Annotated in this window: 14 protein-coding genes and 2 tRNA genes; 8 read left to right on the top strand and 8 right to left on the bottom strand. The window is 42.3% G+C overall.

What is annotated here, in order from left to right; translation table 11 throughout:
- Nucleotides 1-12: 12 nt before the first annotated feature.
- From GS399_RS15100 to GS399_RS15090, 3 genes are all read left to right on the top strand, one after another.
- Entirely contained in the window at nt 13-717 is a 705-nt protein-coding gene (locus tag GS399_RS15100; RefSeq protein WP_160845481.1) for an LOG family protein, read from the top strand.
- Nucleotides 718-719: 2 nt separating this feature from the next.
- A complete protein-coding gene (locus GS399_RS15095; RefSeq protein ID WP_160845480.1) occupies nt 720-1,541 on the top strand; it encodes a DUF1295 domain-containing protein in 822 nt (273 codons plus the stop codon).
- A 103-nt stretch (nt 1,542-1,644) separates the two neighbouring features.
- Complete coding sequence (locus GS399_RS15090) at nt 1,645-2,172, top strand: O-acetyl-ADP-ribose deacetylase (protein ID WP_160845479.1); 528 nt, start codon at nt 1,645-1,647, stop codon at nt 2,170-2,172.
- Between the two features lie 8 nt (nt 2,173-2,180).
- Here GS399_RS15090 and GS399_RS15085 read toward each other — a convergent pair whose 3' ends face one another.
- Entirely contained in the window at nt 2,181-2,786 is a 606-nt protein-coding gene (locus GS399_RS15085) for a DUF502 domain-containing protein (RefSeq protein WP_160845478.1), read from the bottom strand.
- Between the two features lie 53 nt (nt 2,787-2,839).
- Nucleotides 2,840-5,305: a bifunctional UDP-N-acetylmuramoyl-tripeptide:D-alanyl-D-alanine ligase/alanine racemase gene (locus GS399_RS15080; protein ID WP_160845477.1), complete on the bottom strand. Its 2,466-nt coding sequence runs from the start codon at nt 5,303-5,305 to the stop codon at nt 2,840-2,842.
- A 46-nt stretch (nt 5,306-5,351) separates the two neighbouring features.
- Here GS399_RS15080 and GS399_RS15075 point away from each other — a divergent pair, with 46 nt between their 5' ends.
- The 4 genes from GS399_RS15075 to GS399_RS15060 all read left to right on the top strand — a co-directional run bounded on the left by GS399_RS15075 (nt 5,352) and on the right by GS399_RS15060 (nt 8,052).
- On the top strand, nt 5,352-5,828 hold the full coding sequence (locus tag GS399_RS15075; protein ID WP_160845476.1) for a regulatory protein RecX: 477 nt from the start codon (nt 5,352-5,354) through the stop codon (nt 5,826-5,828).
- A gap of 98 nt (nt 5,829-5,926) precedes the next feature.
- Nucleotides 5,927-5,999 (top strand) — tRNA-Gly (locus GS399_RS15070).
- A 51-nt stretch (nt 6,000-6,050) separates the two neighbouring features.
- Nucleotides 6,051-6,135: transfer RNA gene (locus GS399_RS15065), tRNA-Leu, on the top strand.
- A 261-nt stretch (nt 6,136-6,396) separates the two neighbouring features.
- Nucleotides 6,397-8,052, top strand: coding sequence for an eCIS core domain-containing protein (locus tag GS399_RS15060; RefSeq protein WP_160845475.1), 1,656 nt, complete (start codon nt 6,397-6,399; stop codon nt 8,050-8,052).
- A gap of 16 nt (nt 8,053-8,068) precedes the next feature.
- Here GS399_RS15060 and GS399_RS15055 read toward each other — a convergent pair whose 3' ends face one another.
- From GS399_RS15055 to GS399_RS15045, 3 genes are read right to left on the bottom strand one after another with little or no spacing between them, the layout of a single operon-like run.
- Nucleotides 8,069-11,407: a DUF5107 domain-containing protein gene (locus GS399_RS15055; protein WP_160845474.1), complete on the bottom strand. Its 3,339-nt coding sequence runs from the start codon at nt 11,405-11,407 to the stop codon at nt 8,069-8,071.
- Nucleotides 11,408-11,421: 14 nt separating this feature from the next.
- Nucleotides 11,422-12,798 carry a sugar porter family MFS transporter gene (locus GS399_RS15050; RefSeq protein ID WP_237487957.1) on the bottom strand — a complete coding sequence of 459 codons (1,377 nt, stop codon included), beginning with the start codon at nt 12,796-12,798 and terminating at the stop codon, nt 11,422-11,424.
- Nucleotides 12,798-15,281, bottom strand: a complete 2,484-nt coding sequence (locus GS399_RS15045) for a beta-galactosidase (protein WP_160845473.1) — start codon at nt 15,279-15,281, stop codon at nt 12,798-12,800. Before GS399_RS15045 ends, GS399_RS15050 begins: the two co-directional genes overlap by 1 nt.
- Before the next feature lie 232 nt (nt 15,282-15,513).
- Here GS399_RS15045 and GS399_RS15040 point away from each other — a divergent pair, with 232 nt between their 5' ends.
- Nucleotides 15,514-16,410, top strand: coding sequence for an AraC family transcriptional regulator (locus tag GS399_RS15040; protein ID WP_160845472.1), 897 nt, complete (start codon nt 15,514-15,516; stop codon nt 16,408-16,410).
- A gap of 61 nt (nt 16,411-16,471) precedes the next feature.
- On the opposite strand, the gene GS399_RS15035 is transcribed toward GS399_RS15040, so the two are convergent.
- The 3 genes from GS399_RS15035 to GS399_RS15025 form a co-directional block, all read right to left on the bottom strand.
- The gene (locus GS399_RS15035; RefSeq protein ID WP_202409476.1) at nt 16,472-19,303 is read right to left on the bottom strand and encodes a DUF8487 domain-containing protein; all 2,832 of its coding nucleotides are present in this window, start codon (nt 19,301-19,303) and stop codon (nt 16,472-16,474) included.
- A 63-nt stretch (nt 19,304-19,366) separates the two neighbouring features.
- A complete protein-coding gene (locus GS399_RS15030; RefSeq protein WP_160845470.1) occupies nt 19,367-20,890 on the bottom strand; it encodes a RagB/SusD family nutrient uptake outer membrane protein in 1,524 nt (507 codons plus the stop codon).
- A 35-nt stretch (nt 20,891-20,925) separates the two neighbouring features.
- The gene (locus GS399_RS15025; protein ID WP_160845469.1) at nt 20,926-23,988 is read right to left on the bottom strand and encodes a SusC/RagA family TonB-linked outer membrane protein; all 3,063 of its coding nucleotides are present in this window, start codon (nt 23,986-23,988) and stop codon (nt 20,926-20,928) included.
- Nucleotides 23,989-24,405 lie beyond the last annotated feature (417 nt).

Genomic DNA, 24,405 nt, shown 5'->3' with positions numbered 1-24,405 from the left:
GTAAATTCGAATATGACTAGTGACGATAAGATTAGAAACGCTTTCGAAAATAAGGATTGGCAGGAAATAAAAGTTACTGACTCCTGGCAGATATTTAAGATCATGGCCGAATTTGTTGACGGCTTTGAAAAACTTGCAAAAATAGGTCCCTGTGTATCTATTTTCGGCTCCGCAAGAACATCGAACGATAACAAATACTATAAACTGACGGAGGATATAGCGAGGCTGCTCACAGAACGCGGATATGGTGTTATATCTGGCGGAGGGCCTGGAATCATGGAAGCCGCCAACAAAGGCGCTTATGAAGCCGGTGGAAAATCGGTTGGGTTAAATATTGAACTTCCTTTCGAACAGTTTCACAACAAATACATCGACCGTGATAAGATCCTGGAGTTCGATTATTTCTTCGTTCGTAAGGTTATGTTCATGAAATACTCCCAGGGATATATCATTATGCCGGGTGGATTCGGAACACTGGATGAGATGTTTGAAGCTATCACACTTATTCAAACCGGCAAAATCGCCCGCTTTCCAATTGTTCTTGTGGGATCCGAATATTGGGGCGGCTTAATAGACTGGGTAAAAGAACATATGCTGGCAGCTAAAAACATCAGCCCCGACGACATGAACTTGTTCAGGATGGTTGATACAGCGGAAGAAGCCGCGGAACATATCTTCCGCTTCTACAACAAATATGTACTAAAGCCAAACTTTTAATCATGAATATAGCCGCTACAAACCTGCTTTTTTATTGTTTTGTAGCGGCCTTATTGGTTACAGCTGCCGGATTCAGAAAAACCTATTGGTTTATAAGCGTTGGATATGCATTCAGCGTGATGGCAATGGCACTGATAATTTGCATTTTTTACCTTCCAGAGCTCCGGATTTATAACTGGTTTCAAAATCTCGCCCTACTTGCGTGGGGCTTGAGACTTGGATTTTTTGTGTTAAAAAGAGAACAGAACACCGCTTACAATAATAGCATCGAAGATCTGGCCGCGAAAGCAAACGCCGTAAAATTTCCTGTTAAGCTACTTATCTGGGTCGGGGTAAGCGTTTTATACGTGTGTATGATTTCGCCGTCAATATTCACATCTATACATTTTTCACACTTTGACCGAACGCTGAAGCATGTGGTTATGATTGCTGGAATTATCATTCAATACACAGGATTTACAATTGAAGGTATTGCCGACAGGCAGAAATCAGCATATAAAAAATCTAATCCACAAAAAATTTACCTGGGCGGCCTCTTCCGCTTTATTCGTTATCCCAATTATTTCGGTGAGATCCTGTTTTGGTCAGGAAATTTCATCATTGCTATTCCGTTCCTGGTTTTTTGGTGGCACTGGGCGATCGCACTTGCAGGCCTCGTCTGCATTTGGCTTATTATGCTCGGTTCAACAAAACGTCTTGAAATAAAACAAAACCAGCGGTATGGAGATCAGCCGGATTACCAGGCGTTTATTAAAAATGTGCCGGTACTTTTTCCCTTTATACCGGTGTTTTCCATGAAAAAGGCCAAATTCTACCTGGGATAACAGCAAACCTAGTTTAATACTTATTGCCAACCATGCTCGTTTCTCATTTAATGGCAATATGTTTTTTGATAAATCTATATCCGGAAGTACTTGTTATTCCTTTATGGATTTAAAAAACAGGATAAGCGTTATACAGGGCGATATAACTAAAATAGCCGTCGATGCAATTGTAAATGCAGCAAATACTTCATTGATGGGCGGCGGTGGCGTGGACGGAGCAATTCACCGGGCTGGCGGGCCGCAAATACTTGACGAATGCAGGGATATAATTGCCAGGCAGGGTAAGTGTAATACTGGTGAAGCAGTTATAACTAAAGCAGGTAAACTCCCGGCGGATTATGTAATCCATACCGTCGGGCCGGTATGGAACGGCGAAAAGCACAACGAAGGCAAGCTCCTTGCAAGCTGTTATCGAAACTCGCTTGAGATCGCGTCGAATAAAGGGATTAAAATCATTTCATTTCCAAATATCAGTACCGGCATCTACCATTTCCCCAAACAGGAAGCTGCCGAAATAGCGTTAAAAACTGTTACTGATTTTTTATCTGGCAGTGATGCTATACACAAAGTGATTTTTGTTTGTTACGATGAAGAAAACTTTTCGATCTACAGCAAACTGATCGGAACCTGAGAAAAACGTTAACGATGGTGCCCGATGCCGCTGACTCCGCCGCTTACAACAAATTTCATTGCGTCGGGCCCATTCATTTTAAGCGGTTGGATTTTCTCTTTACTTACCACGCAAAGTTGCCCGGCAAACGAATAGCTATAAGGAAAATAAACAGCTACCTCTCCGGGCAGGTCGAGGGAAGTCAAATCCTTTTGTGTCAGAAATCCGATTTTCTTTAAACCAGTCTCGTTTACTTCAACCAGTACTGGCTCATTAAATTTCTTCTCGTCGCCAACAAAGGCCTCCGTCAAATCTTTAATTGAGGAATATAGAAAATTGAACAGAGGCAAGCGGTTGAACCATCGGCCTACCCAGTTTTTTATCGGGTCTGTTACAAAATTAGTTACCACGATTCCCGCAATCATGATAATGACGAGCACCGTTAAAATTCCTAATCCCGGAATATAAATTGGCCTACCCGTTTTGGGATTCACCCATAGTACATCGCTGAGGTTCAGGGCGTCGTCTACTGAAGACATGATCCAGAATATCAGAAATATTGCGGCGCCAATTGGTACCACTACTAATACTCCTTTCACGAAATAATTGAGCAACGCCCTTACGATCCTATTCATGCAGCAAATTTAATTGAATTAAGCTCTTTACACTAATTTCTGAAGAACGGGTCTTATTCTGAGAAGTAAACCCGCTTAACCCGCTGTGAAATCCCCGTCAATAATTCGTAGGCGATAGTTCCGATATCAGCAGCCACCTTTTCAATTTTGATATCCTTACCGAAAACGATCACTTCATCCCCTTCTTTCACATCGATCCCGCTTACATTAAGCATACACATGTCCATACATACATTCCCGATCACTGGAACGATTTTACCATTGATCGACATTTGCCCAACACCATTTCCAAGCCGGCGATCATAGCCGTCTGCGTAACCGATTTTCACGGTCGCGATGGTACCGTCATCAGACAATACTCCTTTTCGGTTATAACCAACGGACTCTCCTGCTTTTAAATTTTTGAGCTGCGATACACTAGTTTTAAGAACTGCCACTGATTCGAGTGGCGAACGCTCCTGGTAAGCATTGTCAATTCCATACAATCCGATTCCAAGCCTTACCATATCGAACTGGGCCTGTTTCCAGCGACTAATTCCGGAAGTATTGGCGATATGCCGGATAAATTTATATCCTAGTGATTTTTCAATTTTATCAGTAATTGTTGCAAAAGATGAGATCTGCTGATCTGTAAAATCATCCAGGGACACATCTTCTGAGCCCACCAAATGAGAGAAAGCACTCTTTACTTCTATCGCATCAGTATTATGAATAAGGTCAAGTAATGCGTCAACTTCGTTATCCATAAAACCCAGCCTGTGCATGCCGGTGTCTATCTTAATATGAACAGGATACTGCTCAATATTTTTCTGGTTAAGAATATCGATAAAGTTTTCGAGTACCCGGAAATTGTATATTTCAGGTTCGAGCTTATGCTGAATGATTGTTTCGAAAGCTAATTCGTCGGCATTCATCACCATAATAGGCAAATTGATGCCAGCTTTTCTAAGTGTCACGCCTTCATCGGCAAAAGCTACCGCGAGATAATCGATTTTATTAAACTGTAGAAGATTTGCAATTTCGAAGCTGCCACTACCGTAAGAGAAAGCTTTAACCATTGCCATCACCTTCACGCCAGGATTCAATAATGATTTATAGAAATTGAGGTTGTTTTCGAGGGCGTTAAGATTGATCTCTAAAACCGTTTCATGTACCTTTTGAGTTAACGCACGGCTTATTTTTTCGAAACCAAAAGCTCTCGCTCCTTTTAATAATATCGTTTCATTAAAAAACGGCAATTCATTCAAGTGCTGCAGTAAATCTTCCGTAGAATCAAAAAAACGTGATTCTATCTTAAATAAGTCGCTATTACTGCTAATCATCGGCCCCACTCCAATTAATTTGTCGAGATCTTTATTTTCCAGGAGCCGGGCAACCTGTTCATATAAATTTGCAGGATCAACGCCGCTTTCAGGTATATCAGAAAGGATCAAGGTTCGTTTTACGTGTTGATTTTGCTGCCTTAAAAAGTCTAGCGCAATGGTTAGAGAAGAAATATCCAGGCTGTATGAATCATCGATTACAGAACAATTATTATTGCCAGTTTTCATTTCCAGACGCATCCTTACAGGAAGCAATTTCTCCAGTCTTTTATCGGATATTTCGGGATTATAATCCATCGCCAGCATCGTCGCCCAACAGCAAATGGCATTTTCAACCGAAGCGTGATCGGTAAAAGGTATAATACATTGAACTTCACCGCCTTTAAATTCGCCACGCAGAAACTGGTATTTGTTTTCCAGGATTTCATCGCCCCAAACATCAAGGTCCGCCTTGGCATGATGGCACCAGGTGAACTGTGTTCTTCCGGGAATAGTGCCTGTATATCCGCGTAAATAAAACGGTGAGTAAATAAACAAGCCACAATTTTCAAATAGCTTTAACTTCTCTTCGATCTTTTCTTCGGTTGATGAAAAGCCTTCATTATGCGCTTCCCCGATATTCGTTAAAATACCGATAGTTGGCTTAACGATCTTTTCAAGCGCCTCCATCTCCCCTGCTTTTGATATGCCGGTTTCGATAATTGCGAGTGTGTGCTCATCAGTCATTTGCCAAACCGAAAGCGGCACACCAATTTGCGAATTGTAACTTTTCGGACTGCGAATAACGGTGAACTCAGGCGATAAAAGCTGGTAAAGCCATTCTTTAACAATAGTTTTCCCGTTGCTCCCCGTGATAGCGATTACAGGATAAGTAAACAAGCTGCGATGATAAGCTGCAAGTAATTGAAGCGCCTTCAAGGTATCATCAACAATTAAAAAATTAGCGTCAGGAAATGCTGAAACATTAAATTCCTTATCATAAATCACGAAACTCCTTATCCCGCTTTCGTAGATGTCGGTTATAAAATCATGGCTGTTTCTCCGGCCTTTTAATGCGAAGAAAAGCGCATGTTCCATATCAGTTAGTTTGCGGCTATCAATCGAAAGTGTACGGATTGAGGTTTCCGGGTGATTGATAACACCATCGGCATGAATGATCGCTTGTATTTCCTGGATTGTATAAAGTTTATGGCTCATCAGCTTGCTAAGTTCATTTAATTTTTACGATTTTCATGGCTATAACATGGAATCACCTAAAAAAGTTATAACAAAAAACGAAGCCGTTTCAAAGATTGAAAGTTACTGCGCTTACCAGGAGCGTTCACAAAAGGAAGTGCGTTACAAACTCATAGATCTGGGCATTTATGGAGAAGATTTAGAGACGATCATTTCGGATTTGATACAACAGAACTTTTTGAACGAAGAGCGTTTCGCTAAAGCGTATGCACTGGGAAAATTCAGAATGAAGCAATGGGGAAAAATTAAGATCAGGCAAGGATTAAAATTAAAAGGCGTTCCGGAAAAATTGATCCAAAAGGCATTGAAACAAATAGATGATGATGATTATTATCAAACCTTAGCAACCCTGCTGGACAAAAAAACCTTACAAACTGTCGCTAAAAATCCAATACAAAATCGATACAAGCTCTCGCAGTACGCCACTGCTAAAGGCTATGAAAGAGATTTGATTTTTGAAATACTGAGAGACAAAGAGTTATGATCTTTTATCAAAAAAAGTAAAAAATTTCTTGACAGGATTGCTTTTCTGCCTATATTTGCACTCACCAAAACGCAAGGGACAAATAGTTCAAGCGAATTGCGAAAGTAGCTCAGTTGGTAGAGCACGACCTTGCCAAGGTCGGGGTCGCGAGTTCGAATCTCGTCTTTCGCTCAAATCCCTTCCCGAAAAGGAAGGGATTTAATGTTAAAAGGTTAATCGCCTGCTCGGGTGGTGGAACTGGTAGACACGCAGGACTTAAAATCCTGTTCCCGTTAAAGGAGTGCGGGTTCGATTCCCGCCCCGAGTACAAAGCCCTGATACATGTCCGTATCAGGGCTTTTTGTTTCGATTAATTCTCTCACACCCGCTAGTAAAGAGTGATTACGTCATATTGCCTGTTCAAAACAGCTGGCCGGGTCGCGTCGGCTCCGGTTTCTTCAAAATAGCTATAACTAACTATTGCTGATTCATCAAATCGACACTAGCTTTGGAACAACGCTACACGGTATCTCCGATTTTGAACAGGCACCGTTGCGCCCGGTTGACTTGATTTTCCTTTAAACGAACTATGGCCTTCGCAGAACCATCCAACTTCTCGCCCGGGACAAGTCCTGCCGTTATGCCAGCTGCGAGTTTGGGGCAAATTAATGTTGATGTGCGTCCTGATATTTCTTTAAATCCTTTGGCGTCGTTAACTATCCAGTCAATAAATAAGGTGTCTCAACCAACAGATTCACCCCCGGCACCACCGAATGTCATTTACAGAAAATGTACTTGTTCAGCGAATGACGATCTGAATGAACATATCCTTAGCCGCAATGCACAGAGCTCCGCATCGCCGGTGGAACTTTCAAGTTCTTTTATGTCTTCTCTAACTGCCAGCCAAGGCAGCGGCAGTCCGCTGCCCGAAAGTTCAAAAAATTTTATGGAAAGCCGGTTCAACAGTGATTTTTCTGATATAAGAATACACAACGGTCATCAGGCGGCAGAAATGAGCAAGGAAATAAATGCACACGCATTCACCACGGGGAACGATATCTATTTTAACCAGGGACGTTTTGATGAGCACAGTATTTCCGGTAAAAAATTGTTAGCCCATGAACTGACACATACCCTTCAGCAGGATTATGAAAACAAGTTAAAACGATTTGTCGCCTGTGATCAGCCTTCTTTGTCAGGAGAAAAATGTCCTGCCAGGGAAAAGGGCGAGGAAGAGAATTCAAAAAAGGGACCAATGGCATTTTTAAGTGATCCTACGAATTTTTACGTAGTAAATTTTGAAATCGGCCACAGCGATATCAAAAAAAATCTTAAAGATCTGATCTACTGGCAAAACGCTATGAAGCTCATGGCAAAACCTGGTACGATTTGGAATATCTGGGGCCTTTCAGACTGCGATGGTACAGAAAAATCAAACATGGCTATTCGGAAAGCTCGTGCCGAAGCTATCTATAAAATCCTGCCCGCCAAAGCAAAAGCCAATGTAGCTAGCATTGAGGCTGCTGCAATTACTGACTGTCTGGTTCCAAATCATATCCCCGCCGACCGGACGGTTAACCGAGCCGTCATGATTGAACAGGTGCAAAGTACCCTCGATATTGACGAATCGGAAAGCGAACTTATTGAGGTTGATGTTCCCGAGTTCCTTTGCGGCCCCGACGTCACGTCGCAAGTGGCAGGAGCAGTTGATAAAGCAAAAACAATGTTCCTTGGTTGGAATGCCGATCAACAGGAAGAAGCCTGTGATGCATTGGTAAGCTTCGGGGTTGGCGATTGTTCGTGGGACATTGTCGAATTGCATAATAATGCATGGATCAACGAGCAATACCGGCCGCCCTGTGCAACCAAAGGTGCTAAGCCAACTTGTGGTGAATCCGTCCAGATCGACACGGATTGCCACCATGCCGGTTCGTCGAATTATGTTATTTATGGATTGATGTTCAAATTATGTCATGACAAAGTCTCGGACGATTATAACCGGGTGGCGATGAAATCCTTTATTGATATGTATAAAGGTTCAGGTGTCTCGGGCGTGGCGACACCTTCTTCGAACTTTCAAGCTTCACTTGCCTGGGCTTACGCAGGTTACGATGGCTGGCCAATGAGCGGTTCGCCGGCGGGCGATCGGAATAACTGCGAACCAAAATGTCCGACAGCATATTCCGGTCCGCCTTTCAATGTACACTGGTATCCAAATTCCATGGAAGAAACTTGTTCAAGATAAAACCAACACGATTGGATCAACTGTGAAGTTTTTTGGCATCATTAAATACTTCAATTAACGCCAGGTGAGTGCGGGCACCGAAATGCATCGCATCCAATTTCAAAGCGGAATTAAAAAAAGATGCCGCGTAATCAAAATCTTCCAGCCCTAAATATCCTAATCCGCATAAATACTGGCAATGAATAAAGTTTCGCTTGTTTAAATCGTCTTCGAAGATTAACAAATCAGGCAAAGAAACAGCGAAATAGTCTATTTCAATTTCATCAGACTGGTGGTTTTTTCCATGATTGATCATGCTTTCAAAAATTCCCCGGGCTTTATCCTCCTGTTTAAGTTGCCTGAAGGCAAGTCCCTGGTAAAAGATTTTATCAGGCTGCTGATCATTATAGAATATAGCGGCTCCGAAATTTGCCGACCCCTTTGAAGCCTTTTCCCAATATTCAATTGCTTTTCCAGATTCTTTTAAAGAGAAAAACGCGGCGCCCGACCAATAAAAAATATCGTTTTCCTGAGCTCCGGCGATTTTGCCCTCACCAAGATTATGAGGATACTGCTGAGCCTGCTCCAGCTTTTGAATTGCATCATGATATTGCTTGTTCTTAATATCAATTTTTGCCAGTTCAACTAAACTAAAAACGTATTGTCCTGATACTTTCCCCTCTCCTCCTTCCCAGGGATGAAACGTACGATTTTGTATCATTGTTAACGCAGCCTGGTAGTTGCCCAGGAAGTTTTCCAGAGCGATCATTTCTAAATAAATGTCGTCGCGAGTCCATGCTACACCCTTTACATCTTTTAATTTAGTAAGCCGTTCCGCAGGCGACCTATTCAATTTCTTATATAGCTGATCAAGTTCCATCAGCACTCTTGCATCGTTCTGATCTGAATTATAAGCGCGCTCGAAATACTCCAATGATTTTGCGGCGTCTGCCTCCTTATTAAAAGCGGCTATCGCAAGATTTCGCAGCACCGTCGCGAAAGAATTGTTTAAACCAGCGGATTTATTCCAGGCTTCGAGCGCTTCAGGGTACTGCCTTTTGTCATACCATAAATTTCCAAGATAGTAAAGTGCTTTATAGTCACCAGGGTTCTGAGCGATAACAAATTGTAACACACCGATATCTTCCAGTCTGTTCGGAAAACAAAAAGAAGGATCAGCTTTTTCGGCGACTTTAAGAATTTCTGAACATTTTTCCGGGCAACCAGAATGAAACCAGCAATAAGCAAGGTAATATTGAATCAGCGGCGTACTGAGCTCTGAAACTGATGCACATTCCATTAGTTCAATGGCGTTCGAATAAAGCCCGATGTTTATATATTCGATTGCAAAATCAACCAGCGTATTCGCATTGCTTCTACTTAAAGCTTTCAGTTCATTAAGTAAATATTCAGAAGCTTCAGGTGAGTCACAATCCCGGTGGCAGCGAGACAGTTCAAACAATACGCTCAAGTTAAACTCATCTCTTTTCAGCCCCTGGTTTGCAGTTTCAAGCGCTTCATTAATCCTGTTAAGCTTTCGAAGTATATGAACCTTAAGCATCCAGGCTTTACCGTTACGCGCGTTTCTATCGAGAGACCAATCAATATGCTCTAGAGCGGCTGCATAATCTTTTTGCAAGATATCATACTGTGTAACATAAAAATATGCGGAGTCCTGCCATGCCGCGCTCCAGGCTGCCTTATGAAACTGATCATGAGCTTCGGCAAGTTTTCCCTGGCATTTCAGCGATAACCCCAAATTATAATATGCTTCCGAATCGTATGGATTTGGATTTCTTGAGGTAGCAGTTTTGATTGCGGTCCGAAAATACTTTTCGCTTTTTTCAAACTGTCCCCTTCTCAACAACCATAATCCTAAAGCATTATTAACACGAATATCCTGCGGATCGCGGCGCAAAGCCTCCTCATAATAAGGTACCGGACTATAAGTAGCGTGCCGGTATTGTTCCAGGTGCTGCCCGGTTAAAAAAAGTTGCTCATTGTTTTCAACCAGCTCGGGACGGAGCGCAGGTTTTGCCGGCTCGGGAATTTCCGTTTCGGTGGGTTCTTTTTCCTTAAACTCCAGCAATGGAAATCCTGACAAGTTATTAATCGTTACCGCCAACAAATCTTTTGTTTCCTCAAGCGGAAAACTGAATTCCTTGCTGAATATGGATTCCGGATTCAGCTTAGCTTGCTCTTCAAACAACACCTCTGAACCGTGACGTAACGCGATGCTTACCTCGAGATCGGATGTAGCCTGTATTTTTAGGATTATTTTGTCTCCTCGCCTTTCGAGGTTCAACAATAAGTCCTTTGACGCATTTTTAACTAAACCTAATTCCCGGTAGGGCAGAAAATATTCGGCGAAAGATTTTTCCTCGAACGGCATCAGCCAGCTGAAATCGGGCTGATTATCAGTGTACATACCGGTCATTAATTCGATGTACGGCCCATCCTCATCGGTTAAATTTCTGTCCCAGGCGAAACCGAAATCGCCGTTTCCCCAGGTCCATTGCTTTTTACCGGGAGAAACATGATGATCGGCAACATGCAACAATCCGGCTTTAGTATCATGCTCATAACCGCCGATAAAGTTGTATTTCGAATCGACAGCCATGTACGAAGTTGGAACCGGTATATTTTGATACCTCGAAATATCAGTTCCCGGTGAATAGTCAATTTTATAATATGTGCCGGTAGCAATCGGGAAACTTGAAACATCGCGCTTGCCGTGATCAAAAACAGCATGCACATCGGGAGGAAATACCGACTGATAATGCTCATCCACACTTACCGCAGGATTCGCCCACCATAAAAATGTTTGAGGAATATTCGTCCTATTATACAACTTGCCTTTTATTTCAAGATATGCCTTGTCGGGATACAAGGTAAAAGCTGCCATTCCTTTGGTGTGGAACATCTTTTCCACTTCACTGATCAATATTGTTTTACTGCCGTCGGCGTTTTCTTCTAGTTTGAAATCTACTGGCTCAAAAGTACTGGGGCGATGATGTTGAGGCCAGTTAAATTCTATCCCACCTGAAATCCAGGGACCGCACAAACCGACCAGGGCCGGCTTTATTACCTGGTTATAATAGATAAAGTGGCGGTTGGCAATTTTATCATAAGCCATTTGAACACGACCGCCAATCTCAGGCAGGATCAAAATTTTAAGATACTTATTTTCGAGAAACAAACCCAGGTAATCCTTATCTACTTTGGTATCTTCTACTTTTTCGATTACCGGATTTGGGTAGACAACCCCACTGCTTCCCTGGTACACCCTTTTTTCAAAAAACATAGGATTTTTTTCCGGCGCCCCAACCGGATACGTTGGTATGGTTACAGTCTCCTGCCAGATCTTTACACTCATATCTTCAGAGGTTTTTATTGTTCGTTAAAAGTTTGTTCCAATTGTTCGAGGGTTTGGCCTTTCGTCTCTTTCACTTTAACCATGATAAATACAAAACCAAACAGGCAAATCGCCGAGTACAAATAAAAAGGGCCATAAGTTCCCAGGTATTCCGCAAGCACCGGGAATGTAAAAACCAGGATGAAATAAGCCAGCCACAAGCAGACGATGGCTACCGATGAAGCGGCTCCTCTTATCTGGTTAGGAAAAATTTCGGAGATCACCACCCAGGTGACAGGCGCTAGTGAGGTGGCGTACAGTCCGATGGCGGCCAGCACAAATATCGATACCCAAAGCGCAGCTGCTTTTTCCTGCAGCAAGAGGGCCAGCACAACATAAACCAGCATTAAGCCGAAGGAGCCGGCTAACATTAAAGGCTTACGGCCCAATTTATCGACCTGCCACATCGCCAGCAGCGTGAATAATAAATTAACAATTCCAATTGCTACCGTTTCAAAAAGCTGCCTGTTCAAATCGGCGCCGACCGCCTGAAATATCGTAGAGGTATAATTAAAGACGACATTTATTCCACACAGTTGCTGAAAGACGGCAAGCACAATACCAATAATAAGCGCGGGCCTGACTTTTTTTGCGAACACGTCACGGTAGGATACTTTTATGGGACCGGCAGATAATGACGACTTAACATCTGTCATCACCTGATCTGCATACGGTTTGGACCCAATCTTTTTGAGGATAGCCTCAGCTTTTGAATTTTGTCCATCTTTAATCAACCATCGGGGACTTTCCGGCAGAAAAATAACGCCGATCAGAAATAATAAAGACGGCACTACTCCCAGGCCAAACATCCACCGCCAGACATCACCGCCCTGATCCGCAATGAAGTAATTAATAAGGTTGGTTATAAGTATTCCAATAACAATAGTTAATTGATTAATAGCAACGTTACGTCCTCTTACACTTGCAGGAGACACTTCCGCAATGTATAAAGGACTGAGCATAGAGGCCATTCCGACACCGATTCCAGCCGAAAATCGCATCACAATGAAAATAAGCAGGTTTCCGGAGAAAGCCATGCCAAGCGATGACAATGCAAAAATTCCTGCTGCCATGATTAATCCTGGCTTTCGTCCATACTTGTCCGATATTTTTCCGGCAACCAGGCAGCCCGCGATGCATCCCAAAGCTAAACTGCCCGTTAAAAATCCTTCCCACCAGGATGTCAAACCAAAGGTGTTACGTAAAAATGGCAGCGCGCCCGATATAACAGCGAAGTCAAAACCGAATAGATAACCCCCGAGTGCCGACACGAAGGATATTCCCAAAATATAGCCGTGATTATACTTCATACCGGCCTGATCCGTAACTGGAATGTGTATTGAATGATTCATTAAAATTTTAGGTTGGTTTTATATTCCGGAATAAAACTCACTGAGTTTATCTTCAGTAACGGCTTTTCATTTGATACCTGCTTGTTAACCGCGTCAGGTAAGTCCATCAGATATGGTGCATCTTTAAAAATCGGCCTGAAATAAAAAGCCATTTGCGGATGTCCGGGACTTATAAATCGCTTGAGACCTATTTGCCAGGGAACTCCCTTGTAAAAATCATCAGCAACAAGCTCTCCATTGAGAAAAGACATGCCGGTATCTCCTGTATAGTTAATCGTTAAAAAAACATCGTTTAATCCTGCAGGCAATTTTGTGGGCAAATTGACAAATAGCTTTCGCTGCCCTACCGTTTTAAAGTCTGGACTTAGCTTAACTGCGGGCAAACCAAACGCAAAACCTGTAAAAGAAGTGTTTCCGCTAATTTTTTTGATTGTGCCAACATCGGTGGTTGGCGTCCTGGTAATTTTCGGATAAACTTCTAGTTTTCCTGTAGCATTTCCTGTTGACAATAATTGAAAACCTTCATTGTCATTTAGTAACAGTGCATCCGAAAACACGAGGTGTTTAATTCCTGAAATTAAGACTTGCTGTGCCTTCAACGCCAGTTTTTTAGGAATTACAAGAACGTTGGTTTCTTTCTTCCCGGACGAACTGATTGTAAACTCCGCGACACTTCCAGGCGAGCATTTGATGATTTGTCGTTCGCTATACTGTAGAACACTTGCGTTTTTCAGATTGCGGATCCGGGTATCTTTATTTGCGAAGCTTAGCTCCGCATTCGTTCCCTCCGGATAAAAGAATATGTAAAAAGGTCTGTCTGACTTATCCGACTTTGTTAGCAATTGCGCGGTGGAGTAAACAAGGCGGTTCCCATTAATATCCAGATTAAATGGCATAATGATATTTTCGCCTGATTTTAAAGAAAAGCTACCCGACTGAGGAATAGAGATTGTTTCCTTATCAGCTTCAATTGTTATCCGCAGATTGGTTTGATCCGGCGTTTTAAAATGATCCTGAAAGTTGTTTATAAATAAGAATCCAGATTTACCGTCCGTTCTGGCCGCATAGCGAAGATCGGTGCTTTCAGGATTTATTCCTGCAGCATTTTTTGGCAATACCGTGATTTGCTTTGCCAGCACATCGCCAAAGTCATTGATAAAGAAATGGAGCAGCTTAAGCCGGTTAAAGGAAGGATTTATTTGTCCGTACTCGCCAATAGGTGCCTGAAAATCGTAGGATATTTTAGGATAACCGTAAGCTTCATCATTAAAAAAGTACTGATTTGCAATCGGCGTGGAACCGCCGTGAAACATGTAGTAACCGATGCCATTTGCACCGCTTCCAAGCGTACGGTTGATCAGTGCATCGACGCTTTCCGCTGGCACAATCGGCCGCCGGGAGTAAGTAGACATAATTCCAGAACCAAGTTCCGCTGAAAATGCCGGATAACGTAAAGGATCATACCTGACAGGCGAATAATCAGGCTTTTTGTGCAGTTCGGTAAAAAGGTAGAATGGCGACAATTCATTTTTTGTCGTCCATGTAGGATAAGCATACGCAGCTGTTACCGGAAGCGTTTCATTTTCAATGATAGCAGCATAGCCCCAGCCGGTAGCGGTATAAAACGGCGTTGTTATCCCTGCTTTCTGAGCCAGGGCTTTAAGCACCTTCATATGATTGTCGCCCAGATTAGCATAAGGATTATCCGCGCTTGCCACACTTACGCCCTCCTTTGCAGAAGAGCGGTCGCGGTCGGCTACAGTAAAATCATAAGGCTGGCCGGGATATGTAAGTCCCCACGGCGATGCCGAATGCTGATATTCATTCTCAATCTGCGTTCCGATGATCGGGCCGCCGTCCTTAAAATAAAGACCTCTAAGCTGCCCGGCTATCTGATTGTACAGCAATTCTACATAATGCAGATATTCGGGATCATTATCTCTCACTGTAAGAGGCTTCGAAAGTAGCCAATCCGGCAATCCACCGTTTCTGATCTCTCCATGGTCGAATGGACCAATTCGTATCATAACCATCATGGAATTTTCGGCACAGAGCTTTATAAATTTTCGAAGATTCCTATTTCCGGTCCAGTCAAAAACTGCTTCCTTTTCTTCGTGGATATTCCAGAAAATATAGGTCGCGATTGTATTGACACCGCCAGCTTTTATCTTCTTGATCGACTCATCCCAATACTGTTCGGGATATCGTGAAAAGTGAAATTCTGCAGTTACCGGAATAAAAGGAACTAAATTTTTACTGATGTAATAACTGTTAGCCGATAGTTTATTGCCAGACGGATCTGAACCGCTCAGTTCGGTAAGTTCGTTCGGCGCTATCGGTTGAACTTTGCTGATATCCAGTTTAAATTCTCTAACCTGTGCAAAACTGCTATGAACAAATAACAGTTGGATCAGCATAAGCGCAAACAATTTCGGTTTGTTTCCGAAAAAAAATATCGTAAAATCAGTTACGTAAACAGTCATTAACAGGTGTAATTGGTTTTCTAAAAATAATCGCTGTCCTAGCTGTGGCAAATGGATTATGAAGTGTAAAAGATGGATAATTTTACTTTTTATGTACCTTGAATTCCGATGAATGATTTTAATTATTTGAAGCAGATGCCAGGTATTTACAGCTCCGGCATGGCTCAATTTGAACACGTTTATATGGCAAAAACTTTTATCAGAAGCATTAATTTCTAAGCCAGGAAAAATTATGAACAATATAGCGACAACCGATAAAAAGCTTAAAGAAGGATTCGTTGGCCAGAAAATGATCGTTTTACCTCCGGATATAAAGAAAGGAATTTTAAAAAATGATCTTATTAAAAATTTTCATCTCACGGCGATAGGATATTATCCGCATGCGAGTTATCATGATAGGGAACGCAAAGCCGGATGCAGTGAATATATTTTATTGTATTGTACAAATGGCTCAGGGTCAATAAAAATCCGGGACGCGATTTACACTCTTACACCGAATACTTTTTATATTTTACCTAAAAACTCTTATCACCATTACAAATCCTCCAAAGAAGATCCTTGGTCAATTTACTGGTTGCATTTTACCGGGGAGCTGGCCGACTCTCTTTATCAGCGGTATATTGAGACGGGAAACTCTTTTATGGCGCTTCCTTATGAAGAAAAACGTATCGAAGCATTCGACGCCATTTTTGAATTGCTCGAAAACAGCTTTGATTTGCGAAACGTCGAAATCGCCAATATTAAACTGTTGGATTTCATCAGCTCATTCATTTATTTCAAGGAAATTAATCCGACAATTCAAGACGACGATCTGATTAAGAAATCGATCGTATTTATGAAAAAAAATCTTGACAGCCGATTTTCTGTTGATCATTTCGCTTCAAGTCAGCATTTGTCTGTATCGCACTATTCCAGGCTTTTCCGTGCAAAAACTGGTAGTTCACCCAATCAATATTTCAGCCTTCTGAAAATTCAGAAGTCCTGCCAATATTTATATTTCAGCGATTTAAGCATTAAGGAAATTTGTGCCAGGCTGGGCTTCGATGATCCGTATTATTTTTCGAGACTCTTTAAAAAACTTATGGGCACCTCACCAGCAAAATATAGAAGCAAGCATAAAAAGAATTAACAGATAAAGGCCCTTCACAGGGCCTTTAATAATAATGCTAATTGAACTCCGGTTAAAGGTGTCAATTTAAAATTTGGCTGATAGCAGACGCGCTGATTGTTTTATCAGGTGAGAATCTACCACTTGCCATGTAATTCAGAATGCTGTATTTCAGTTGTTTTGCCACCGGCCTTTTGTCCATGTCAGTAAACAGGTCAATCCCCGAAACCATTAAACTTCCCTTGCCTACTTTGCATTCAAATAATAAGCCAAGCGGCCTGGCAGTTACCCAATCGTCAATAACGCGGACCAAAGGATCTATATTGTCGGATAGCTTGTTTAACAAGATTGGGCTTGAATGCGTCATGGCATCGAACCATTGCCAGTTGCTATATTTTTGAGTTGGGAAGTTTTCAAAAACCGCATGTTCCGGATTACAAAGAACTCCCATAGTAACAGGCGGCTGACCTTTTGTCCAGGCTGTATTCCAGAAGATCGTAGAGAAACCGATGGCTATGTCGCCGCCGAATTCAGGTTTTAACGAACCTTTTTTCAATGTCAATAATACTTTTTTGCCCGCTTCTAATTGTGTTGTCACATCGACCGTAAGTTTATCGACAATTAATATTCCGTTATCGTTAGCGGCCTTTTCCGGTGGGTAAACAAATATGTCCCATGCGTTTTTATAATTTTCTATCTCTACTTTAATAGTTAAATGGGAAGGTTTGGTTATCGAAGAAAGAGGCTGCGAAAAATCACCCAAACTAATGTTTCCGTTTACAATGTCTTTAGCCGGCAGTTTGCCGGAGAATAACATCTTGCCGCGATCATCGGTAATTTCCCATTCAGTCGCTACGTTTTTAAGTTCCGAGGGTCCAAACTGAGCAACTTCTATATGCCCCTTAATCGTTTCTGCAGAATTGTAAATCATCTTCGGAAGCCGCAGCAACGGAACTACAGGCCCGCAAAATTGACTAAATTCTTTCGCAGATATATAACCCTTGTCCTGCCAAAAAGCGTCTAACACTCCTACCAGTGCGGTGCCCTGGCCTGGAAAATCATTTAACCCAAGTAATTGAAACCCCCCGAAACCATTGGTTCTTAGAGCAGCCTCAATATCTGCTTTGTAGCAAAGCGACTGTAGCTTACCCGAGGCAAAAAGGAAATCGTTGCTACGATTTTTCATTCCGTGCTCATTCAGTAAATCCTGGAAGATCTCGAAGTTTTTAGCTTTTAAAACACCGTTATATTTCTTTATCTCATCAAAATCAGGATAAACGCACCATTGGCCAATTTCATGGCTTACTGTTGGCTGTTTCAAACCTTGTAACTTCGCCGACCAGTCATACATTGTGTTCGGCTCTTTGCTATTGATTATACTAGTCAGGCCCTCGCCCCACTGCTGAATCCTCGGCGCAGGCGTGCTGTTATAATCAGACTCTTTAACTATCGGCCACCCGGCGGCCGTGGTATATAAACGCCTCTTATCTTTCTGCTGCCAGTATTTTACGAAGCTGGTTAAATACGCAATATGATTTTTCCCGGCAGGTTCGTTTCCATAAGCCATCAGACAAAAAGAAGGATGATTGCCGTAAGTGCTTACAATCCGTTCACTTTCTGCGTATAAATAACGATCAAGCGGCTTCCCATCTCCCACAGTGGCACCCTGATTAGCCCACGATCCGCATTCGATCTGAAAATACATGCCAAGCTGGTCGGCTGCGTCAAACGCGGCTTCCGGTGGGCACCATGAATGAAACCGGATATGATTCAATCCATAATCCTTGCAAATTTTCAGTTCACGCAACCAGGAAGCTAAATCAGTCGGCGGGTAACCGGTTTTAGGAAACACAGCGCACTCCAGCGTACCTCTCAAAAACGTTAGTTTACCATTAATCGTAAACTGCGTGTTTTTAACGCCGAACTCTCTCATGCCAAATTGTTGTAAGCGCTCATCCTTTGTAGTTCCGCTGCCGGCAGAAACTGCCATCCGGTAGAGATGCGGATTAAACTCATCCCAAAGCATGGGGGTTTTTCCCATCGGATAAATTACCGTAACCAACTGCTTTCCGCGAATCTTTACAGATTTTGAAATTACCGGCAACTTATCCGATGGGCGGTCCACATTCAGGGCTTTTAAAGAAACTCCAATGGTTTTTTCACTTGCGGAATTATTGTTCACCAAAATTTTCGCTGTCACAGTTCCGGTTTTTATATCCGGGTATAGCTTAACGTCTTCTATTATAACCTGCGGATAAGCCTCCAAAAGAATTTTGCCAACAACACCATTCCAATTTGTTTGAGTATGATCAGAAATACTGTGTGAATTTTGGCCGACATTGATATCTGAAACACGGTTATCAACCCTGATAGTTAGTTTGTGCTTTCCCGAACGAAGATTTGAAGGAAGAGTAAAAATATTAGGTGTCGACAGGCTGTTTTTGGTACCGAGAGATTGATCGTCCAGCCAAACACCTGTCGTCCAATGGCATCGCTCCAGATATAGTTTAATTTGACTGCCGCTCCATGATTCAGGTATTAAAACCGCTTTTTGGTACCAGGCGGCACCCTTATAGTATTTTACTGGTTGCAGCCAAAATGGAACTTTGATATTCTTAGGGTCGCGATATTTTGCATATTCCTTATTCCGAAACCATGATGAATCTTCGATACTTCCGGTCCACGGCGTATTGACCGTGATGTCATCGCCCTTTAGGTTGGTAGTCATTGATCCCGGAAGTGTCACTTCATCTTCCAGATTTTGGCTGTACCATTTCTTACTGATTCCTTCATCCAAACTATCAACCCGGAACTTCCATTTTCCTGAAAGGTCGAGATTAAGCTTAGATTGCGCAGTAACACAACCAACGGTACACAGCGATGCCACTAACAGGGCAAAAAACCTCTTAACCATATTCATAACATTTTAAAGACTAAAAAGCGCATGCTAAGAAGAAGCATGCGCTGAAGAAAGATATTACCAATTTGGATTTTGAACCATCTTCGGATTGGAGTTTATCTCCGATTGTGGAACAGGGAAGTAATCGAATTTTGGCGATGCAAAAAATTGCTTTCCAACTTTATCGCTGTTGTCAATCTCCTGCTTAAGAAGTCCCCAACGTTTTAAATCATAGAAACGCTGATTTTCACGTGCAAACTCGATCATACGCTGGTGCCTGATTTCAGCCATCATCTGGTCCTGGCTATATCCGGCAGGTAAATCAGCCAGGTGTGCACGGTCACGGATTTGTTTAACAAACGGATAAGCATCCGGAACTTTACCTTGCATTGTCATAGCTTCCGCGATCATTAAAAGGACATCCGCGTAGCGTAAGGCCCTCTCATTGTTACTTGAGGTATAGTCAGATGCTCCGCTCGCACCAGTCAGTTCGCCGTCCTGGTTATAGTTTTGATACTTTTTAATTATTGTACTGTAGCCAAAAACCAACTTAAAGCTGCTAAAAGGCTTGTTGTATAACACGGCACCGGGATAATCCCAAACCATTGTTGCATACATCCTCGGATCCAGTTCATTGCTCACAGTTTTTTCCTTTTGAAATTCCTTAAACAATTTATCGGTGAAGGAAACCTCGAACCATCCTGCAACCTCCGAAGGCGCGAATTCCTGCGCGGTTGTTACACCAATTGCCTGAGCAGCATTTTCGCCAGCCCATGGATTTGTACCCCCAACGTCTGCAAGCTGAATCTCAAATACCGATTCCTGGTTATTGTCTTTGCTGGCAAGAAAATTGTCACCATAGTTAGGCATTAACTGATAGCCATAACCGCTGGTAAGTTGTTTTAACGTCGCTTCAGCCGCCGTATAATTTTTAGTATAGAGCTGCGATTTTCCAAGGTAAGCAATAGCAGCGCCTTTTGTCGCTCTGCCAACCCATTGCGCGGGATAAGACTGTGGCAAGCCGGCTGCAGCATCAGTAAAATCCTGTATAGCTTGTTTCCAAACGTCCGCTTCGGGAGACTTGACAGCAAAATAGTCGTCTTTACTTTGAGGAGTTTTTGTAATTATAGGGCCATCGCCAAAGTTTATGGCGAGAATAAAATAGTTCAGCCCTCTTAAAAATTTAGCTTCCGCGATATAACCTGTTTTTGCCTGATCGCTTAAGCCTGGCACCGTTGGCGCATTTTCAATGATTTGATTCGCACGAAATATCGCACGGTAACTGGTGTTCCACAGATCATTCAGCACACCGTTATCGGGAGTGTTAGTAAATGTCGACAGCTGGTATAAATTGGCAACATCATTCCGAATGAAGAAGTCGTCGCCGCGACCATTTGCCAATTCAATACCTCTTACGCCCCAAAATCCGCCATTTACGTCCCTAAGCAAACCATAAGTTGCCGCAAGGGAGCTTAATACATCATTTTCTGTCTTCCAGTAAGTAACTGTAGTGATCTGGTTTGGATTATCAAGTTCCAGGTCGCTCTCCTTACAATTGGAAAATAGTGTGATGATACTTAAAAAAACAATTGCCTTTTTCATATCTAATATTTTTACTTTTTAATTGGTTAGTGTTGTTATAAGGATAATTGCAGACCTACAGAAATTGTTCTTGCTATAGGATAAGCAACGTGTCCAAAGTCAACTCCTCTGTCAAAAATGCTTCCTGTACGACCAAGGTCAGGATTAAATCCAGTGTATTTTGTTATCGTAAACAAATTATCTCCGCTAACATATGCTCTCAGGTTCGTTAGCTTCAACTTCTTTTTCAGCAGATCAGTAAATGTATATCCTATCTGAAGCGTTTTCATCCGGAAGTATGATCCATCTTCCAAAAACCGTGTAGAGGTACGGTCGTTATAGTTAGGATCGTTTATAACGGCTCTAGGCACATTTGAGTGATTTTCAGGAGTCCATGCATTTAGCGTTTCTTTAGAATAATTAAATTCAAGGCTCATGCTTTCAAGGTCCTGGCGTAAGCCGTTATAAATTTTATTTCCCTGTGTGCCCTGGAAAAATGCAGTGATATCAAAGTTTGCATACGAAGCATTGAATCCAAATCCATATTCAAACGATGGGAACGGACTGCCTGAATAAACTTTATCCTCGTCGCTGATTTGCCCGTCATTATTAGTATCCTGGAATTTTATATCGCCGGGAGCGGCATTTGGCTGGATTAGCTTGCCGTCTTTGCTATAGGCATTGATCTCATCCTGGGTGTTAAAGATTCCAACATCCTTGATCAGGTAAAACGCTGTGATCGGGCCACCTGCTTCAGTTAGCGTACTGGAGGCACCATGGTGGGTTGGCTGGCCGCCAAATATTTGCTGAGAACCTGTGCCAAGCTCTAAAACTTTATTGTCAACCGTGCTTAACGTCCCGAAAACTGAATAATTGAATTTTTCGTGATGATCTGTAAAATTAGCGCCAAGTTCAAATCCTTTATTTCTCAATTTTCCGGCGTTAACCACAGGGTTAGACGTTGAACCTGCTGATCCGGGAATAGGAACATTTAATAGAACATCATCCGTTGTTTTATCGAAATAATCTGCCGTTAAACTAAGTTTATTATTAAACATTCCCACATCCAGTCCGATGTCAGTTGTCTTCGTATTTTCCCATTTTATGTTTGGCGACGCAAAAGTAGTTTGTATCGCACCAAACCATTTCTGCTGTTCGGAACCTGTTACATAATTTATATTAGAAGCAATCGCCGCACTGTACTGGTAATCGCCAATTTCCTGGTTACCCAGCACACCATAACTGGCCCTTAATTTTAGCGTTGGCAGGACATTTTCCAGCTTTCCGTAAAATTTCTCATTTGAGATATTCCATCCTACAGCAATAGACGGGAAGTTACCGTACCTATTATCGCTTCCAAACCGGGAAGAACCATCGCGGCGGAAACTGGCTGTCAACAGATACCTATTATCATAGGAGTAAATCACACGCGCCAAAGCCGATGCAAGCCGGCTTTCATTACTGTTTCCACCTGTTGTTGAAGTTCCGGCACCCGCATCGATATTTTCAATTCCGTCCGGAAGATCTGTTCTGGCAGACAACAGATAAGTGTATTTATTCTTCTGATAGGTGTAACCAGCCAAGGCTTGCAAGCTGCTTTTTCCAAATGTTTTGTTATAATTCAGTGTGTTTTCAATCAGAAGTAAGTTGTTTTGATCCTTGGTCTGACTTAAATCGTTTGTAGGGTGTGAAAACAGCGTTCCAACAACGTAGCGGCGGTAGTAATCATTGCCGCTACCGAAATTACTGGTATAACCTAAATTTAGTTTGTAGGAAAGTCCAGGTGTAAAAGTAACCTCCCCATATGCGTTTGCTAAAATATTTGAAGATATTCTGTCTATATCTTCCAGGTAAAGCTGAGCCACCGGGTTTGCTACGTTTACAACCGGACCATAAGCACCGGCATAACCACCAATAGCCGCAGGATCATATATCTGGAAAACAGGAATCATTTTCGCAGCCGAACCAACTGGATTTCCACCTTGTCCACCCCATCCGCCGGCCATGTTAATAGTACGCTCCCGGGTTAAAAGAAGGGTTTCACCGAACTTAAAAATACCTTTTGTAGTTTCGGATTTTGCCCGAAGGTTATAGCGGTTATAACCAGTCACGTCTACAATACCTTCCTGATCGGTGTAGCTTCCGCTTACACTGTAATTTGTTGACTGAGATCCCCCACTTACCAATAGTTCATATTGCTGAACGGGAGCCGACTTATAAATCGCATCCTGCCAATTTGTACCTTCCCCAAGGCTTTGAGGATTCGCAGCGATATCTAATTTTGGCAATCCGGCTGCATCGTGTGCCGCATTGCTTACGTTTGCCCATTCTTGCGCATTCAAAACACCGATTTCATGAGCAATATGCTGAACACCATAATTCGCGTTAGCCTGAACAACGGTCACTCCGTTTCGTCCCGATTTAGTTGTTACTAAAACTACGCCGTTTGCTGCCCGTGATCCATAAATAGCCGCAGCCGATGCATCTTTCAAAACATCGATCGACTGAATATCTACCTGGCTTAAATTATTGATATTGGCAACCTGCACGCCATCAACAATATATAATGGCGCAGCGTTTCCGAGGGTTCCTACCCCCCTGATCAATATTCGTGTGCCAGCACCCGGATTACCGCCGGCCGATTCGATAGTAACTCCTGGCAGCCGGCCTTGAATTGACTTTGTGATATCACTAACACCCTGCGACTTAATATCAGAACCTTTGATATTTGCAACGGCGCCGGTCAGGTCCTTTTTACGGATTGTTCCATAGCCAATAACAACTACTTCATTTAAATTGCTTGCCTTTGATTGCAGCGTTATGTTTAATGTATTCGTGGAAACGGCCACTTCCCTTGTTTCAAATCCAATAGCACTGAATACAAGCGTTGAGCCTGCCTCCGCTCTGATAGAATAACGTCCATTAGGGTCGGATGCAACGCCATTGGACGTATTTTTCACTTTGACACTTACTCCCGGCACAGGAGATGCGTCATTCGAAGTGATCGTACCGGACACAACATTTTGCTGCTGTGCATGAGCTGTAGAAAACAGCAGCCCTGCGAAAAACAGTGTACTGAGACACCACTTTTTTAAATAGCTTGGTTTTAAATTTCGCATAATTTTTTAGGTTTTTGATAATTGATTGGTTTGTAAATTCCATAAGGGTCGTGTGTAATAATCGGCAAAAGCAGATCAAGCAGAGTTGTCTTCATTGCCCATACTGGAAGTCTCGAACGTCTATTCTTTCCTCATAATTGAAATTTTAGGTTTTAAAAAGCATCCTTTCATTCACAAGACCAGGGAATCAGCTGCGATGAAAAGGATTGTAGTAATTGGTTATTGCAAATAAAGTGTATTTACGACACATAAAAAAATACAATCAGTATATTTAAAGCTTAAGTATTACTATATCAAACTTATCAGTAAACTTAAACCTGCGACAAAGTCTTTCAAATGGACAAATGTTTTGAAAAAATGGATTATTCGACCTTGTTAAGTAAGTCCGTAACGGCGCCCGCATTCCGCCGTAATGAA

The sequence above is a fragment of the Hufsiella arboris genome (genome assembly GCF_009834875.1).
Classification (GTDB): Bacteria; Bacteroidota; Bacteroidia; order Sphingobacteriales; family Sphingobacteriaceae; genus Hufsiella_A; species Hufsiella_A arboris.
Note: the sequence above shows the minus strand (reverse complement) of the source record. Positions and strands in the feature narration are given on the sequence as shown.

What these genes read in the sequence shown, in the direction of transcription:
- GS399_RS15055 (WP_160845474.1), bottom strand. Translation starts at nt 11,407, where the DNA reads ATGAGTGTAAAGATCTGGCAGGAGACTGTAACCATACCAACGTATCCG.
- GS399_RS15100 (WP_160845481.1), top strand. Translation starts at nt 13, where the DNA reads ATGACTAGTGACGATAAGATTAGAAACGCTTTCGAAAATAAGGATTGG.
- GS399_RS15060 (WP_160845475.1), top strand. Translation starts at nt 6,397, where the DNA reads ATGGCCTTCGCAGAACCATCCAACTTCTCGCCCGGGACAAGTCCTGCC.
- GS399_RS15025 (WP_160845469.1), bottom strand. Translation starts at nt 23,988, where the DNA reads ATGCGAAATTTAAAACCAAGCTATTTAAAAAAGTGGTGTCTCAGTACA.
- GS399_RS15080 (WP_160845477.1), bottom strand. Translation starts at nt 5,305, where the DNA reads ATGAGCCATAAACTTTATACAATCCAGGAAATACAAGCGATCATTCAT.
- GS399_RS15035 (WP_202409476.1), bottom strand. Translation starts at nt 19,303, where the DNA reads ATGGTTAAGAGGTTTTTTGCCCTGTTAGTGGCATCGCTGTGTACCGTT.
- GS399_RS15090 (WP_160845479.1), top strand. Translation starts at nt 1,645, where the DNA reads ATGGATTTAAAAAACAGGATAAGCGTTATACAGGGCGATATAACTAAA.
- GS399_RS15040 (WP_160845472.1), top strand. Translation starts at nt 15,514, where the DNA reads ATGAACAATATAGCGACAACCGATAAAAAGCTTAAAGAAGGATTCGTT.
- GS399_RS15045 (WP_160845473.1), bottom strand. Translation starts at nt 15,281, where the DNA reads ATGACTGTTTACGTAACTGATTTTACGATATTTTTTTTCGGAAACAAA.
- GS399_RS15050 (WP_237487957.1), bottom strand. Translation starts at nt 12,798, where the DNA reads ATGAATCATTCAATACACATTCCAGTTACGGATCAGGCCGGTATGAAG.
- GS399_RS15075 (WP_160845476.1), top strand. Translation starts at nt 5,352, where the DNA reads ATGGAATCACCTAAAAAAGTTATAACAAAAAACGAAGCCGTTTCAAAG.
- GS399_RS15085 (WP_160845478.1), bottom strand. Translation starts at nt 2,786, where the DNA reads ATGAATAGGATCGTAAGGGCGTTGCTCAATTATTTCGTGAAAGGAGTA.
- GS399_RS15095 (WP_160845480.1), top strand. Translation starts at nt 720, where the DNA reads ATGAATATAGCCGCTACAAACCTGCTTTTTTATTGTTTTGTAGCGGCC.
- GS399_RS15030 (WP_160845470.1), bottom strand. Translation starts at nt 20,890, where the DNA reads ATGAAAAAGGCAATTGTTTTTTTAAGTATCATCACACTATTTTCCAAT.